This window comes from Salipiger sp. CCB-MM3, assembly GCF_001687105.1.
Taxonomy (GTDB): domain Bacteria; phylum Pseudomonadota; class Alphaproteobacteria; order Rhodobacterales; family Rhodobacteraceae; genus Salipiger.
Genome location: NZ_CP014595.1, coordinates 1,892,501 through 1,908,185 on the forward strand (window position 1 = coordinate 1,892,501; position 15,685 = coordinate 1,908,185).

The following is a 15,685-nucleotide window of genomic DNA, read 5'->3' on the forward strand; positions in this document are numbered from 1 at the left end:
CCCCTGGGGGTAGAGCACTGGATGGGTAATGGGGCCCCACAGGCTTACTGATCCTAACCAAACTCCGAATACCAGGGAGTACTAGATGGCAGACACACTGCGGGTGCTAACGCCCGTAGTGGAGAGGGAAACAACCCTGACCTCCGGCTAAGGCCCCCAATTCATGGCTAAGTGGGAAAGCAGGTGGGACGACCAAAACAACCAGGAGGTTGGCTTAGAAGCAGCCATCCTTTAAAGATAGCGTAACAGCTCACTGGTCTAATTAAGTTGTCCTGCGGCGAAGATGTAACGGGGCTCAAGCCATGAGCCGAAGCCGAGGATGCGCATAGCGCATGGTAGCGGAGCGTAGTGTGACATAGGACTACTCCTCTTCTGCATCCTTCGGGATGTAATGGAGGAGCAAGTCCTTTCTGTGAAGCCGGGCTGTAAGGCATCCGGTGGAGAGATCACTAGCGAGAATGATGACATGAGTAGCGACAAAGAGTGTGAGAGACACTCTCGCCGAAAGTCCAAGGGTTCCTGCTTAAAGCTAATCTGAGCAGGGTAAGCCGGCCCCTAAGGCGAGGCCGAAAGGCGTAGTCGATGGGAACCAGGTCAATATTCCTGGGCCATGTGGTGGTGACGGATTGCGAAGGTTGTTCCTCCTTATCGGATTGGAGGGGCCGCTTAGCAGTTCCTGGAAATAGCCCCACTTTGAGACCGTACCCTAAACCGACACAGGTGGACTGGTAGAGAATACCAAGGCGCTTGAGAGAACGATGTTGAAGGAACTCGGCAAAATACCTCCGTAAGTTCGCGAGAAGGAGGCCCAGTTTCAACGCAAGTTTTGGCTGGGGGCACAAACCAGGGGGTGGCGACTGTTTACTAAAAACACAGGGCTCTGCGAAGTCGCAAGACGACGTATAGGGTCTGACGCCTGCCCGGTGCCTGAAGGTTAAAAGGAGGGGTGAGAGCTCTGAATTGAAGCCCAGGTAAACGGCGGCCGTAACTATAACGGTCCTAAGGTAGCGAAATTCCTTGTCGGGTAAGTTCCGACCTGCACGAATGGCGTAACGACTTCCCCGCTGTCTCCAACATCGACTCAGCGAAATTGAATTGCCTGTCAAGATGCAGGCTTCCCGCGGTTAGACGGAAAGACCCCGTGCACCTTTACTACAGCTTCACACTGGCATCAGGCCATGCATGTGCAGGATAGGTGGTAGGCTTCGAAGCGGACACGCCAGTGTCCGTGGAGCCTCCCTTGAGATACCACCCTTGCATTGCTTGATGTCTAACCGCGATCCCTTATCGGGTTCCGGGACCCTGTGTGGCGGGTAGTTTGACTGGGGCGGTCGCCTCCTAAAGCGTAACGGAGGCGCGCGAAGGTTGGCTCAGAGCGGTCGGAAATCGCTCGTTGAGTGCAATGGCAGAAGCCAGCCTGACTGCAAGACTGACAAGTCGAGCAGAGTCGAAAGACGGCCATAGTGATCCGGTGGTCCCAAGTGGGAGGGCCATCGCTCAACGGATAAAAGGTACGCCGGGGATAACAGGCTGATACTGCCCAAGAGTCCATATCGACGGCAGTGTTTGGCACCTCGATGTCGGCTCATCTCATCCTGGGGCTGGAGCAGGTCCCAAGGGTATGGCTGTTCGCCATTTAAAGAGGTACGTGAGCTGGGTTTAGAACGTCGTGAGACAGTTCGGTCCCTATCTGCCGTGGGTGTAGGATACTTGAGAGGAGTTGCCCCTAGTACGAGAGGACCGGGGTGAACGATCCACTGGTGGACCAGTTGTCGTGCCAACGGCAGTGCTGGGTAGCTATGATCGGACAGGATAACCGCTGAAGGCATCTAAGCGGGAAGCCCCCCTCAAAACAAGGTATCCCTGAGGGCCGTGGAAGACCACCACGTCGATAGGCCGGAGGTGTAAGTGCAGCAATGCATTCAGCTGACCGGTACTAATGGCCCGATAGGCTTGATCCGATCCAGGAACAGCAAGGCTGTTCCAAGATCAATCGAAGCATACAACCCCTACACATACTTGACTTGGTAACTCGTTGATTAGCGCTGCGCCCGGCATGGAGAGGTGCGGCAACGCGTCGTCGCTTCGCGAGACGCTGTCTGCCGCCAACCAAACCAAAAAAAGCCACAACGCGCAGCGTTGTGGGTTTTTCTTGGTTTGGTGGTCATAGCGCAAGCAAAACACCCGGCTCCATTCCGAACCCGGCCGTTAAGTGCTGCCGCGCCAATGGTACTGCGTCTCAAGACGTGGGAGAGTAGGTCACCGCCAAACCTAGTAAAACCCTCAATAAATCAACGTATCTCTCAAAACGATACAAATCGACTCTGTCGCGGGATGGAGCAGCCCGGTAGCTCGTCAGGCTCATAACCTGAAGGTCGTAGGTTCAAATCCTACTCCCGCAACCAGTCGAACCCAAATATCCAAACACATTCAAGCAGCCAGTCAGGCTGCTTTTTGCGTTTCCGTGGTCCGCACGACACTCGACGCCCAATCGCGGCCTGCTGTCGAGTGCGCCAGCGATACTGCGCCGCCTACTGCGCCGTGCGTGGAAGACGTGCAGCCACACGGCGTAACGCCAATATATTGGTCAGGAAATCCTGCCCCCGAGCAGGAGCTCGCCTCTCTGGACTGATTGGGCCGCCCGTTTTTGACCGCGCGCGGGAATGCGTTAGGTCTAGGGGCACCCGCGCCGCGCCATGCGCGCGGGACCTGCAAAGCCGAGCAAGGGAGACCTTTCACCATGCAGCTGGCCCAAGCACGCGCCATCGCCGAGGGAACGGCGGACGATCTTTTCTCCATGCTCGGGCCGCATCCCGCGCGGGGCGGTGTGGCGATCTCGGTGTTCGCGCCCGGCGCCGACCGGATGTTTGCGATCGCGTCTGGCGGAATCGTGGAGCTTGAGCCTGTGCAGGGGGCCGAAGAGATTTTTACCGGCGAGATCGCGGGGCAGGGCGGCTATGTGCTGCGCAAGACCACGACCGCGGGGGAGACCATCAGCTATCGGGACCCCTATAGCTTCGGCCCGGTGCTTGGCGATCTGGACGTGCATCTGATCGCCGAGGGCACGCATCGTCGGCTCTGGGAGGCGCTCGGCGCGCATGTGATGGAGCATGAAGGCGTGCAGGGCACGCATTTTGCCCTTTGGGCGCCGCATGCGCAGCGGGTTTCAGTGGTCGGGCCGTTCAACGACTGGGATGGGCGACGCGACGTTCTGCGCAAACGCGGAAGCGGTGTGTGGGAGATTTTCCTGCCCGACTTGGGCGAGGGGACGCTCTACAAGTATGAGATCGTCGATGGTTCGGGGCAGGTGCTTCCGCTGAAGGCTGATCCGGTGGGCTTTGGTGGTCAGTTGCGGCCCGACAATGCCAGCGTGGTGCGGGATATCTCTGGCTACGCCTGGGACGACGGCGCTTGGATGGAGAGCCGTGCGGCGCGGAACGCGCGGGAGGCGCCGATCTCGATCTATGAGGTGCACCTCGGTTCTTGGTGGCGCGACGGGACGCAGAACGATCGCCCGATCTCTTACAAGGAAGCGGCGGTCAAGCTGGTGGACTATGCGGCGGACATGGGGTTCACCCATATCGAGCTTCTACCGGTGGCCGAGCATCCTTTCGACGGCTCGTGGGGGTATCAGCCGACCGGGCTTTACGCGCCGACGGTGCGGCACGGGCCGCCGCATGAGTTCCGCGATCTGGTGGATGCCGCGCATCAGAAAGGTCTGGGCATTCTGCTGGACTGGGTGCCGGCGCATTTTCCGTCGGATGCGCATGGGCTCGCGAAGTTCGATGGCACGCCGCTTTATGAGTACGGTGATCCGCGCGAAGGCTTCCACCGCGACTGGAACACGCTGATCTATGATTTTGGCCGCCGCGAAGTGGCCAATTTCCTCGTCGCCAATGCCAGCTACTGGGTACAGGAATACCATGTGGACGGGCTGCGCGTGGATGCGGTGGCCTCGATGCTCTACCGCGACTATTCGCGCAATGACGGCGAGTGGGTGCCGAACAAGGACGGCGGTCGCGAGAATTACGAGGCGATCGATCTGCTGCGCCGGATGAATATCGAGGTCTATGGCGCCATGCCCGGCACGATGACCGTCGCCGAGGAGAGCACCGCCTTTCCCAAGGTCTCGCGCCCGGTCGAGGATGGCGGGCTTGGCTTTGGCTTCAAGTGGAACATGGGCTGGATGCACGACACGTTGAGCTATGTCGCGCTCGATCCGATCTATCGCCAGCATCACCATCATCAGGTGACCTTCGGGCTGACCTATGCCTTCTCCGAGAACTTCGTGCTGGCGCTCAGCCATGATGAGGTGGTGCATGGCAAAGGCTCTATGCTGGGCAAGATGCCGGGGCAGTTGGCCGAGAAATTCGCCAACCTGCGCGCATACTATGGGTTCATGTGGGGGCATCCCGGTAAGAAGCTGCTGTTCATGGGGCAGGAGTTCGCGCAGTCGCGTGAGTGGGCCTTTGAGGGGCAACTGGACTGGGACCTGCTGGATCAGCCGCGCCACGCCGGAATGCAAAGCCTCGTGCGCGACCTCAACCGTCTCTACCGCGAGATGCCCGCGCTGCATCGCTACGACTGCCTGCCCGAGGGATTTGAGTGGCTGGACGCCGATGCGGCCGAGCAAAACGTTTTTGCGTGGCTGCGCAAAGGGGCGCCGGGTGATCCGCCGGTGGTGGTGGTTTGCAATTTCTCTGCCGTCGCGCAGGATGGCTTTGCCGTCGGGATGCCGAAGGGCGGGGCATGGCGCGAGATTTTCAACAGCGATGCGACGGCCTATGGTGGGGCTGGCGTGGGCAACATGGGGCGCGTGCATGCCGACCAGCCCGGCCTGAAGGGGCAGCCAGCCTCGGCCCGCATGATGCTGCCGCCCTTGTCGACGCTGATGTTCACCCCCGAAGATTCCTGATCCGCATCAGGGCCCAGACCCGGACCGCAAGACCACAGGAGACGCCACGTGTACGACCGTATGGACCCGCCCGCCTTCGACGCCGAAGCGACCGCCGAGCTTGCCGATTGGTGCGAGCGCATCCTCACCACCGCCGAGGACCGCTTCAGCGCCGGGCGCAGCATCGCGCGGCGTCTTGGAGCTCAGGTCGAAGGAGACCGGGTGGTCTTTGGCTTCTTCGTTCCTGAATTGCAGGACTGGAGCATCGCGGACGGCGACATCTTTATCGAGCTTTTGCGGCCCGAAGCGGGGGCCGAGCTTGATCTTGCGGTCTCGCATAGCGAGATCGCCTTCGAGCGGGTGCTCTTGCCTGTGCAGCGCTGCGAGGCGTTCGCCTTCTGCGTGGTGAGCGGGGTGAAGGCGGGCACGCGCGATGTGACCGGCGATTTCTATGCGCTGGTCTGGCGCGACGCGGATCACAATTACACCCGTATTCTCGACCCGCTGGCCATGTCGGTGCCCTATGGCGCCTTTGCGCCAGCCGAGGTCTATGACGTGGCCGCGATGCAGGAGGCGCGCACCGACAAGGGCTATTTCGAGGCCCTCAAAGGCGATGCGCCGCATAAGTTCACTCCGCCCACCAGCATCCTGCAACTGCATATCCCCACCGCCACTGCGGGCGGCACATTGGCCAGCCTGACCCGGCAGATCCAGCGTCTCGCCGAGCGCGTGGCGCATGGGCTGCCGCTTGAGCCGGCGGATGAGCTCTTTATGGGCTATGATGCGGTGCAGCCGCTCCCGGTGGAGCCGACGACGGTCTATGAGGCCGGACCGCCCTTCTGGACCGAAGGCGCGGCCAGCGAAGAGCGGGTCGAGGCGACGCTGACCCGCCCCAACACCACCAACTGGGGTTACGACGTGGTGATCTCGGGCATGGCGACGGTGAACCCGGTGCTGCTGGAAACCGCGCGGCCTGATGAGTTGGTCGATCTTGCCGCCGCGCTGCACAACTTTCCGGGTAAGCCCAAGAAGCTGATCCTCGACGTGGTGTTCGGGCATTCCGACAATCAGGGGCTTGATGTGCTGTCGAGCCATTATTTCGCCGGGCCCAATATGTACGGCCAGAACCTCGACTATCTGAACCCCTATGTGCGCGGCATCCTTCTGGAGATGCAGCGGCGCAAGGTGAACTTCGGCGCGGACGGCGTGCGGGTCGACGGTGCGCAGGACTTCAAATGGTGGGACTGGGCGGCGCAAACGCTGCGCCACGACGATGACTATCTTGCCGAGATGTCGGGGCTCGAACAGGAGGTGGCCGGGACCAGCTACCAGCCGTGGTTCGTCTTCGAGGATGGCCGTCCGTGGCCCGACGAGGATTGGGAACTGAGCTCGACCTACCGCGCGGTGATCGAGAACCAGACGCATGATCCGGACGTGTTCCAATGGGGGCCGCTGACCTTCGCCCACAACACGCCGTTCATCTACACGTTCTGGCTGTCGAAGTATTGGCGCATCAAAGAGATCCTCGCGCATGGCGCCAATTGGATATCGGGCACGGCCAACCACGACACGCTGCGCCGGGGCACGCAGGTGAACCCCAAGCTCAACATCAACACCCGGCTTGGCGACACCAAGATGGAGATCCTCGACAAGGCCTATGACAACCCGGCGGTGTCGATTCTGACCTATGCGGTGTTCCCCGGCGTGCCGATGGATTTCCTCAACGCCACGGCGCGCGCCAGTTGGGGGTTCATCCGCAATCAGGATGACAAATACGGGGTGAAGGTCGTGGCCGAAGAGGCGATCAGCCTCAAATGGCAGGTCGACAGTTACAGCTATTCGATCCCCGGCAACTTCCGGCGGCTGAAGGAACTGGGCTTTGAGACCCGCGAGGATCTGGCGCGGTTCTTCGAGTTTCTGCCAGCGCTGGTCGAGGTGACCGAATACGACCTCAACACGATTGCTGCGCTGCTCAACGCGGTCGAGCCGCCGCTGGCCGGACCGGATCGGTTCACCGTGGGGCTGCTCAAGCAGATCGCCTGCGCGTGGATGGACGACATGCACGAATACTGCAACGTCTCGCACTACTTGTCGTATCTCGATCCGAACCAGACCGGCTTCATGCGCAAATTGCGCGACTTCCGGCAGTCGAACCCGTGGCTGCGCGGCAATTTCGGCGAGGCCGATCAGTTTCGCTATCTCGAGCCGCTAGACGGGCGCACCGTTTTCGCCGCGCTTCGTAACGGCCCCGAAGGACGCAAGGTGTTCGCCGTTTGCCACATGGAAGGCCGCGAAACCGACGAGATCGAGCCGCTGAAACTGCTGCCGGAGGCCGAGCGCGGGCGGGACTGGCGGCTGGTGCTGCGCAGCCCCGGCATTGGCGATGACTACCTTGGCGGGCCGATCACCCTGCGGGATTCGATGGGGCTGGTGTTCGAGGCGGTGTGAGCGCCTCGGGCCCCGCCAGCGACAGCGTGTCGACGGGCGTGCATCTGCGCCACTCGCCGATCCCCAGCTTGATCTCTTCGGCGGCCCGGTCGATCGCCTGATCGACCAGTTTCTCGGGGCTCGAGATCAGCCCGTCGATGCGCTGCGCCGCGGTGTCTAGCCGGCCTTCCAGCTTGTCGAGCCGCGCGGTGATCCGCTGTGCCGCGTCTGATGTCAGATCCGAACTGTCCTCGCGCAAGGCACCCAGATCGCTCCGCAGCCCGCTCATCTCCGAGGTCATCTCGCCGATCTCGGCGCGCAACGGGTCGAGCGAGACGAGATTGCGCGCGAAACTGTCGGTGATCTCCTGCGCGCGGTGTGTCAGCTGCAAGGCGAGGAACAGGCACAGGGCCAGAAGGATCAGCGTGGCATTGAGCACCGCGAGGATCAGGTTCCAGATCGTTCTGCCAAAGCTCCGGTCGCGCATGACATCCCTTCCGTTTGCCGAGATTGCGTCAGCCTAGGCAGCGCCGGATGATCTTGCAATCACGGCGGGACCCTCTCGCAACCCACGGGGCCGCTGTGCTCACCTGTGCCCATGCCGCCTAATGCCGCCTAGATGTTCGCCCAGTTCAGTTTGGGCTCTGCGGCGCCATCATCGGTGGGATCCATTGTGCCGCGCAGCTTTTGCTTGGCCGCCACGCCGTCACCTCGCGCGATCTTTCCCGCGCTCATCGCCAGTGCCAACATCCCCGCGGCGATGGCGGTTGCCGCCGAGGTTCCGCTGAACCGGCAGTAATACGACCGGTAGTCGGGCAATGTGTCCTCGGAGGGCAGGATCTCGGGGAAGGGGCTGCCGTTATAGCCGGCGGCGCCCGGCACATCGGTGCTGATCACATCGAGCGGAGAGTAGGTCTCCCCATCCTCCAGATAGCTGGGCGAGTGGGTGCTGGCGTAGAAATCCGGCGCCATCTGGTCGAGCCGCACGCTCTGCTGGTCCAGCCGCTCGCTGTCGCCGCTCGGCGCGTAAAGGGTGATCGGAACGGTTGTCGAGCCGGTGTTGGAATAGCCCGCCCGCAGGCCCTCGCTGGTGTGCGCACCGACGAGGATGATGCCATTGTCGTCAGCCGCCAGAGATCCGGGATAAAGCCGGGTGCCGTCGCCGCCATTGCCGCTGGCGCACAGGATCGGACGCTTGAGCGACATCTGCGGTACCAGATCATGCAGCGCGGCCCAGAGTGTGGCCTCCTGCTTCGAGTAACTCACCGGGTAGGTCTTGCGCAGAAGGTGCCGCTCGCGCGGCGCGCTGGTGCCATCGCTGGTCGCGGGAAGGTCGGTCACCGGGCTGCGCCACGGATCGGGGAAGTCGCGCGCCAGAACGATCAGATCGGCGTCGATAAGATGCGCATAGAGCATCGCGGCGAGGAACTGCTCTGGGTCGGGATCGAAGCTGGTCGAGATCGGAACGATCTCGCAGGTCGGATCGACGCCGATATATGGCAGGCCGTGGCCCGCAAGCGGGCTGTCCACCTGCAGATCGGGGCCGTTCGGCAGGGGCCGAAGGTGCGTGCCGACGAGGTTTACGTCCGCGGCGGCAACGGGGCGCGCGCCGATCAGCCCAGCCATGGCGGTGCCATGCCCCGAGAAGGCGGCGGAGGTGGCGGGAAAGATGCGCTGGCTGGTGTCGGTTGCCGACTGCGCAGCGGTGTATTCCGCCGCCATATGCGCCGTCATCTCAGCCTGAAGCGCCTGCGCGGTGGCATTGCCGACGGGCGTGGCGGCGGCCAGCAACGTTTGCAGCCGAGAGCCCGCAGGATCGGGAAAGGTGCCGAGCCGGTTCGAGAAGAAATCCACCGCGAGGTCCCAGGCGATGGCCCCTTCGAGGTTGGGGTGAGACGGGGCCACCGAGACGTCGATCAGCGCAACGCGAATGGGCTCGTCGCCCTGCTTGATGCGCTCTTCTGCCGCGTCCCATGCGCTGCTGTCAAAGCCGTCCGGGTGGTCCATGAGGCCCAGCGTGAAGAGATGCCAAAGCGCGTGGTAGCCATCGTAGCGGCCCGAGCCACGGGTGCTTGCGGGCGGGGTGATGCGTGCCATGATCCTACCTCCTCAGAGCCACTCGGCGCGGGCGCGCAGCATTTGCTCTTCCAGCACCACCTCGAACACCGGCGTCAGCATCCGCGCCAGATCATGCCCGGCCTTGGTGTCGGCGGGGTAGTGGATGCCGGCCCATTCGCGGTTCTCGGCGATGCGCCGGGCGCTGCGGAACAGCTCTACGATGCCCGGATGCTCGGGCAGCACGCGGCTGAAGACGAAGGCAATCGAGAACGACTGCAGCGAATGGTTCGATGGCCATGAGGCATGCGCCGGCACCGGGATATAGGGCCGCAGGCGCGGCTCGACCGCACTGGGGCGCGGCACGTTGAAGCGCTCCTTGTAGCGCATGCCCACCTCCTCGGCGAGGCGGGCCACCATCAGGAAAAGCGCCACCGTGTGGTCATAGCCGGACAGGTTTTCGATCCCCAGTGGCCGCAGGTAGCCCGACAGCTCCAGTTCGGCCTCGCGCAGGATCTCGTCTTTGCGCCCTCGGTGCGCGTCGGTGTCACGCAGCACCTGCTTGTCGAAAAGCTCCAGCGTTTGGGCGTGGAGCACCGAGAGGGCAGGGGGCAGGCCGATCGGCAGGTCGATCCAATAGTCGCGCAATTGGTGCAACCGTTCGATCTCGCGCCACGGTAGCAGGATGTCCCCGTATTCGTAAGAGGCGCTGCCGCCCTCGACGTTGGTGCGGTTCCTGTTGCGGTTGCGATTTCGGTTCCTGTTGCGATTGCGGTTACGGTTCCTGTTGCGGTTCCGGTTCAGAACTGCCGAAGCGCCGCCGCTGCCCGCGGCATTGGCCCCAAGAACCGCCGCGCCGCCCGCCACCAGTCCCGGCGGAGCCTCGGCGGGGGCGCTCAGCTCAAAGCTGTCACCGACCGCAAGCAGCCAACTGTTGCGAAGTGTCTCTCCAAATGAAGACATGTCCCTCTCCCGATCTTTAGCAAATCGCTTTTTTCAAACCCGCGGACAAAATGAGACGTCCGTTTTCATCATTCACCGCCATGCGGTTCCGGTCCACCCAGCTGGGCGAGAAATCCGGGTCCATCTCGCGGATGCGCCCGATGAGGACGCGCGCCTCGTCGAGCTTTCCCAGATGCGCGAGGCTGATGGCGGTGTAGCGCAGTGCCGCGCCGAAGCGGGGCCGCCGCGCCAGAATGCGCTGGCCCAGTGCCGCCGCGCTGTCGAAGCGCGCCTCAAGCGTGTCGATCATGCAGCGCGTCTGCTCATAGGTGAAGGCGAGCGGGCTGCAGTGTCCCAGTGCCTCGGCCCGGCGCGACGCGGTGGAGGCCAGATCGTAGCGCGCGGTGTAAAGCGCGTGCAGCGCAAGGTGGTCCCAGCTGATCGCCATATAGGGATTGATCTCGACCGCCCGCTTCAGCAGCAACTCGGCGCCCAGCATGTCGTGCAGCACATAGGCCTTGGCGTGGCCTGCCAGCGCCATGGCGACGCCATTCCACGGCTGTTCGGCCTCGACGCGGGCGACAAGATCGGCGGTTTCCTCGGCCACCAGCGGCGAGAAGCTCTGCCAATGCTCGCCCACGGTGAAAGTGTTCAGATAGGCGAGAATACTGAGGTAGGTGGTGCTTCGCGTGATGCCATAGGCGTGCTGCAACTCGCCTTTGAGCGCGTCAAGCGCGCTGTGATCGAGACGGAACATCTCGACGATGGCGTGGAACGGGGAGATCACCGCGTCGCGCCGCAGCCCGTGTGGCGAGGTCAGCGTATGGCAAATGCGGTCCATGGCTTCGCCGACGAAACGGGCGAGCGCGGTGCTTTCGACGCTCATCTGTGTTTTGTCGATCGGGGGCGAAGAGAGTGACCAGAGCAGGCTGTTGTCGCTGCCGTGAAACGCCTGAAGCCGAAGGCCCGCGCTGTTGCCGAAGCAACTGCTGCTCATCCGCAGCAGGATGTCCGGGCGATTGTTCAGGCTGTCGCCGGGCACGGTTCCGGGCAAGGTCTCGCGAAAGTCGTTGATCGTCGTCGGCACGAGGTGCTGCACGCCAAAGATCAGCTGTTCGAGCAGCGTGTCGGCCTGAAACCGCAGCATGCTGTCTGCGGGTTGGCTGGCACTGGGCAGAAGTCCGATCACCGCGCCGCGATGGGGGGCGGGGTCTTTGGAGGGCCCGGGTGAGGCTGCCTCTGCCGTCGGGGCCTCCAGCAGACGCTCGCGCCAATGGCTGCGCTGAACCCGCAGCCAATCTTCGAATTCGTCATCCGCCGAGCGGAGGTCGAGCCCTTCGAGCAGTTCGGGAACCGCAGCACCGTAGCGCTCGCGCAGGCGCGCCATTTCGTCTGGCTGATCCAAGGCCAACACGTCAATCCACAGATTTTCGGTCTGCAGAGTGATGCTGGCGCTGTCGGAGAGCAGCAGCCCCTCGCCTCCGGCCTTGGTGAGACCACGGCGCAGCGCATAAAGCGCGCTGCGCAGGCTTTGCGAGGCAAAATGCGCCTCTTTGTTGGACCACATCAAACTCTGCAGGCGGCTGCGGCGGATAGTGCCCCGCGGCGCGAGCGCCAGCATCGCCAGCACCGCCTGCGCGGGCTGACTTTGCGGCGTGCAATCACGACCCTCGCGATCCTGAAGACACAGGGGCCCGAGAAGGTGCAGCCGAATAGACGTGTACTGTTCAATCAAAGGTCTCAAATGCGGCCGCTTTTTACAAAACTTGCAGACAATCTTGCGGCGCATCATGCGCGATGATTGTCGCCGCAGTCAGCAAAAATCACCCAAGTTCAATGCAAAGGGGCCTTCTGCCGTGCTTCATGAGGCGATGTTGCACTCGGAAATTGACGTTAAACCTGAGGTGGAACGCGAAGGGCCGCACCGGAGATTTCCGGCGCGGCCCATATGGCCATGCGGAGGTGACCGAGATCACCTACAGCATATTGCTATGCAGTCGTCTTACGACACAACATCCATGATGCGGCCTTTGAGCTGCGCGTCGTTCTCATCGGTGTAGATGAGGGCGCGGATCTGGCTCACCTGCTCGGCGGTCAGAACGGTCAGGTCAGCGTCGGGCGCGAGGGTCTCGACGCGCGACACTTCTGCCGGGGTCAGCGCCGGGGTGGCTTCGTCGGCGAGCGCCATGAGCTGAGCCTTCACATCGTCATCGGTGTCAGCACCGTTGATGATCGCCAGAGCGTCGCCGCGCTGCTGACCGGTCATCATCATCACCGTTTCGGCGGGCAGGTATTCTTCGATCTGCGCCATCTGCTCGGCCGAGAAGGTCATCGGCTCTTCGTCGCGCATGGCGATGGCTTCGATCTTCTCACCCTTGTGGATGTCCGAGTCGCCGCTGTTGGCGATGGCGAAGGCTTCGATGACCTGCTGGTCGCTCAGCATCTCGACATTGACGTCGGGCGCATACTGGTTGATCAGGTTGGACTGCTCTTCCGTTGCGGCAAGCGCGCCGGTGGCAAGAACCGAAGAGAGGGCGGTAATGGTAAGAATGCGTTTCATCGTATAGTCCTCCATAAAGAGTTTCTCGTAGCGGGTGGCGGGTCGTCGCCTTTTCGCTTCTGGCCACCCAACCCCGCCGGTCGGAAAAGCGTTCCGCCGCTGAGGTGTCGAAATTTCCCGTGTAATTTCCGTGACCTGCCTTGATGGTCGGGCTGGGCCGAGCGAGGCGCGCGCGAACGCGGCGGCACTGATCCAGTTCCATCACGTTCGGCCATGTGCGTTCAGGAGTTTGTCATCGGAAACTCAGCGGTCAGGCGACCAAACTACCGCTCTCTCTGCTTCAAGGCGTGTGCGTCACCTGCAGGTCCGCGCCGCAGCCGCAACAGACCTCGCGAGCGGGACTCTGCTTGTCACACGCGGCGACCGGGCGTATACGACCCGCCAACCGAGGATTTCCCGCAAGGCAGACCTGCATGACCAACCCGCTCCAGTTCATCCAGCAGACGCGGTCCGAGATCGGCAAGATCGCCTGGCCGACCCGTCGCGAAGTGGTGCTGACCACGATCACCGTCTTTGTCATGGCGACGCTGACCGCGATCTTTTTCGCGCTGGTCGACATCCTGATCCGCACGGGTCTGCAAGGCCTGCTGTCCTTCTTCGGCTGAGCCGGGGCAGGGGGCGCTGTCCCCGTCCGCATGTGCGGACTCCCCCGGGATATTTCAGCCAAGAGGAAGCGCCTTTATAGCGCAGAGGGCTTGCCGGCGGGCAGCCCTTGAAATCGGCGCCCGGTGGCGGTAGTGCACGACCAACTTACCCAGAGCGGGCGTGCAGCGATTCGGTTGCACGCCGGTTTTCTTTTGGGGCGCGGCGCATCCGCGACGAACCTGCAGCACGCCTTCGGGCGCGCATCTGAACAGGCCGCTGGCAAGGTGGCCGAGAAACGAAGAGGGGCCCGATGGCGAAGCGGTGGTATTCGGTGAGCGTTCTGTCGAACTTCGAGAAGAAGATCGCGGAGCAGATCCGTCAGGCGGTGGCCGAGCAGGCGCTTGAGGACCAGATCGACGAGGTTCTCGTGCCGACCGAGGAGGTCATCGAGATCCGCCGCGGCAAGAAGGTCACGACCGAGCGCCGCTTCATGCCGGGCTATGTGCTCGTGCACATGGAAATGTCTGATCAGGGGTATCACCTGGTCAACTCGATCAACCGGGTCACCGGTTTCCTTGGTCCGCAGGGCCGCCCGATGCCGATGCGCGACGCCGAAGTTCAGGCGATCCTCGGCCGGGTCCAGGAAGGCGAAGAAGCGCCCCGCACGCTCATCCACTTCGAGGTGGGCGAGAAGGTCAAAGTCAACGACGGCCCCTTCGAGGGCTTCGATGGCATGGTCGAGGGCGTGGACGACGACAACCAGCGCCTGCGCGTGTCGGTGTCGATCTTTGGCCGGGAAACCCCGGTCGAGCTGGAATTCACTCAGGTCTCGAAGCAGGGCTGAGCGTCTCGGCGGGGGTGACCCCGCCAACAGGTGGGAGGCGAGGGCAGCGCGCTGCCCGGACCAGACCACACCATAGAACGCTTGGCGGACGCGTCCGTCGGGCATGGAAAAAGGAGAGGCCAGATGGCCAAGAAACTTGCTGGCAAGATGAAGCTGCAGATTCCTGCAGGCAAAGCCAACCCGTCGCCGCCCGTGGGTCCGGCACTGGGTCAGCGCGGCATCAACATCATGGAATTCTGCAAGGCGTTCAACGCCAAGACGCAGGACATGGAAGTTGGCGCACCCTGCCCGACCGAGATCACCTACTATCAGGATAAGTCCTTCACCATGGACATCAAGACGCCCCCCGCGTCTTATTACCTGAAGAAGGCTGCCGGTCTGAAGCCCGTTGGCAAGCGTAACCGTCCCCGTGGTGCCGAGAACCCCGGCCGCGAGACCGTTGCGACCGTCACCGTCGCTCAGGTGCGCGAGATCGCCGAAGCGAAGATGAAGGACCTGTCGGCGAACGACGTCGAGCAGGCAATGCAGATCATCCTTGGCTCGGCCAAGTCGATGGGCATCGAGGTTAAGTAAGATGGCAAAACTCGGAAAACGCACCCGCGCCGCCCGTGAAGCCTTTGCCGGCAAAGAAGACGTGACCGTTGAAGAAGCGGTCGCTCTGATCAAGGCAAACGCCTCGGCCAAATTCGACGAAACCGTCGAGATCGCGATGAACCTCGGTGTTGACCCGCGTCACGCAGACCAGATGGTCCGCGGCGTTGTCGGCCTGCCCAACGGCACCGGCAAAACCGTGCGCGTCGCAGTCTTTGCACGTGGCCCGAAAGCTGAAGAAGCTCAGGCCGCTGGTGCAGACATCGTGGGCGCCGAAGACCTGATGGAAACCATTCAGGGCGGCACCATCGATTTCGATCGCTGCATCGCGACCCCGGACATGATGCCGATCGTCGGTCGTCTGGGCAAAGTGCTCGGCCCGCGCAACCTGATGCCGAACCCGAAGGTCGGCACCGTGACCATGGACGTCGCTCAGGCGGTCAAGGACGCGAAGGGTGGCCAGGTTCAGTTCAAGGTGGAAAAAGCTGGCGTGATCCACGCCGGTGTTGGCAAAGCGTCCTTCGACGAAGCCAAGCTCGCCGAGAACATCCGTGCCTTCGTTGGCGCGGTCGCCAAGGCGAAGCCGACCGGTGCAAAGGGCACCTACGTTCAGAAGATCTCGCTCAGCTCGACCATGGGCCCGGGTGTGTCGGTTGACGTGACCTCGGCCAACGTCGAGTGATCTGACCCGATCTGATTGCGAAGGCCCCGCCGGAAACGGTGGGGCCTTTTGCATTTGGGTGCGGTGTTAGCTTCGACCGTCGTCAAGTCTCGGCGGGGCAGGGGA

Annotated in this window: 11 protein-coding genes, 1 tRNA gene and 2 rRNA genes (1 of these 14 only partly in view); 9 read left to right on the forward strand and 5 right to left on the reverse strand. The window is 62.6% G+C overall.

The genetic code is table 11. The features are described 5' to 3' along the window. The 5 genes from AYJ57_RS09190 to gghA form a co-directional block, all read left to right on the forward strand. Positions 1 to 1,961: ribosomal RNA gene (locus AYJ57_RS09190) — 23S ribosomal RNA — on the forward strand; it begins 873 nt to the left of the window's first position. A 195-nt stretch (positions 1,962 to 2,156) separates the two neighbouring features. After that, a 5S ribosomal RNA gene (gene rrf, locus AYJ57_RS09195) occupies positions 2,157 to 2,271 on the forward strand. A gap of 57 nt (positions 2,272 to 2,328) precedes the next feature. After that, positions 2,329 to 2,405, forward strand: a tRNA-Met gene (locus AYJ57_RS09200). 335 nt (positions 2,406 to 2,740) lie between these two features. Next, positions 2,741 to 4,915 (forward strand): 1,4-alpha-glucan branching protein GlgB, encoded by a 2,175-nt coding sequence (gene glgB, locus AYJ57_RS09205; RefSeq protein WP_066104000.1) that lies wholly within the window; start codon positions 2,741 to 2,743, stop codon positions 4,913 to 4,915. A 48-nt stretch (positions 4,916 to 4,963) separates the two neighbouring features. Continuing rightward, a complete protein-coding gene (gene gghA / locus AYJ57_RS09210; RefSeq protein WP_237220138.1) occupies positions 4,964 to 7,342 on the forward strand; it encodes a glucosylglycerol hydrolase in 2,379 nt (792 codons plus the stop codon). On the opposite strand, the gene AYJ57_RS09215 is transcribed toward gghA, so the two are convergent. From AYJ57_RS09215 to AYJ57_RS09235, 5 genes are all read right to left on the reverse strand, one after another. Then, entirely contained in the window at positions 7,299 to 7,808 is a 510-nt protein-coding gene (locus AYJ57_RS09215) for a hypothetical protein (protein ID WP_066104004.1), read from the reverse strand. The genes gghA and AYJ57_RS09215 overlap by 44 nt on opposite strands. Before the next feature lie 128 nt (positions 7,809 to 7,936). After that, positions 7,937 to 9,418 (reverse strand): S8/S53 family peptidase, encoded by a 1,482-nt coding sequence (locus AYJ57_RS09220; protein ID WP_066104007.1) that lies wholly within the window; start codon positions 9,416 to 9,418, stop codon positions 7,937 to 7,939. Positions 9,419 to 9,430: 12 nt separating this feature from the next. Beyond that, a complete protein-coding gene (locus AYJ57_RS09225) occupies positions 9,431 to 10,339 on the reverse strand; it encodes a phosphatase PAP2 family protein (protein ID WP_066104009.1) in 909 nt (302 codons plus the stop codon). 16 nt (positions 10,340 to 10,355) lie between these two features. Next, the gene (locus AYJ57_RS09230) at positions 10,356 to 11,885 is read right to left on the reverse strand and encodes a tetratricopeptide repeat protein (RefSeq protein ID WP_157374039.1); all 1,530 of its coding nucleotides are present in this window, start codon (positions 11,883 to 11,885) and stop codon (positions 10,356 to 10,358) included. A gap of 435 nt (positions 11,886 to 12,320) precedes the next feature. Next, positions 12,321 to 12,878 carry a hypothetical protein gene (locus AYJ57_RS09235; RefSeq protein ID WP_066106917.1) on the reverse strand — a complete coding sequence of 186 codons (558 nt, stop codon included), beginning with the start codon at positions 12,876 to 12,878 and terminating at the stop codon, positions 12,321 to 12,323. Between the two features lie 413 nt (positions 12,879 to 13,291). On the opposite strand from AYJ57_RS09235, the gene secE reads away from it, so the two are divergent. The 4 genes from secE (at position 13,292) to rplA (ending at position 15,580) form a co-directional block, all read left to right on the forward strand. Continuing rightward, positions 13,292 to 13,483, forward strand: coding sequence for a preprotein translocase subunit SecE (gene secE, locus AYJ57_RS09240; RefSeq protein ID WP_066104015.1), 192 nt, complete (start codon positions 13,292 to 13,294; stop codon positions 13,481 to 13,483). Positions 13,484 to 13,773: 290 nt separating this feature from the next. Continuing rightward, entirely contained in the window at positions 13,774 to 14,307 is a 534-nt protein-coding gene (gene nusG / locus AYJ57_RS09245) for a transcription termination/antitermination protein NusG (RefSeq protein ID WP_066104017.1), read from the forward strand. Between the two features lie 123 nt (positions 14,308 to 14,430). Then, positions 14,431 to 14,880, forward strand: a complete 450-nt coding sequence (gene rplK / locus AYJ57_RS09250; RefSeq protein ID WP_066104020.1) for a 50S ribosomal protein L11 — start codon at positions 14,431 to 14,433, stop codon at positions 14,878 to 14,880. 1 nt (position 14,881) lies between these two features. Next, entirely contained in the window at positions 14,882 to 15,580 is a 699-nt protein-coding gene (gene rplA, locus AYJ57_RS09255) for a 50S ribosomal protein L1 (RefSeq protein ID WP_066104024.1), read from the forward strand. Positions 15,581 to 15,685: the final 105 nt, after the last annotated feature.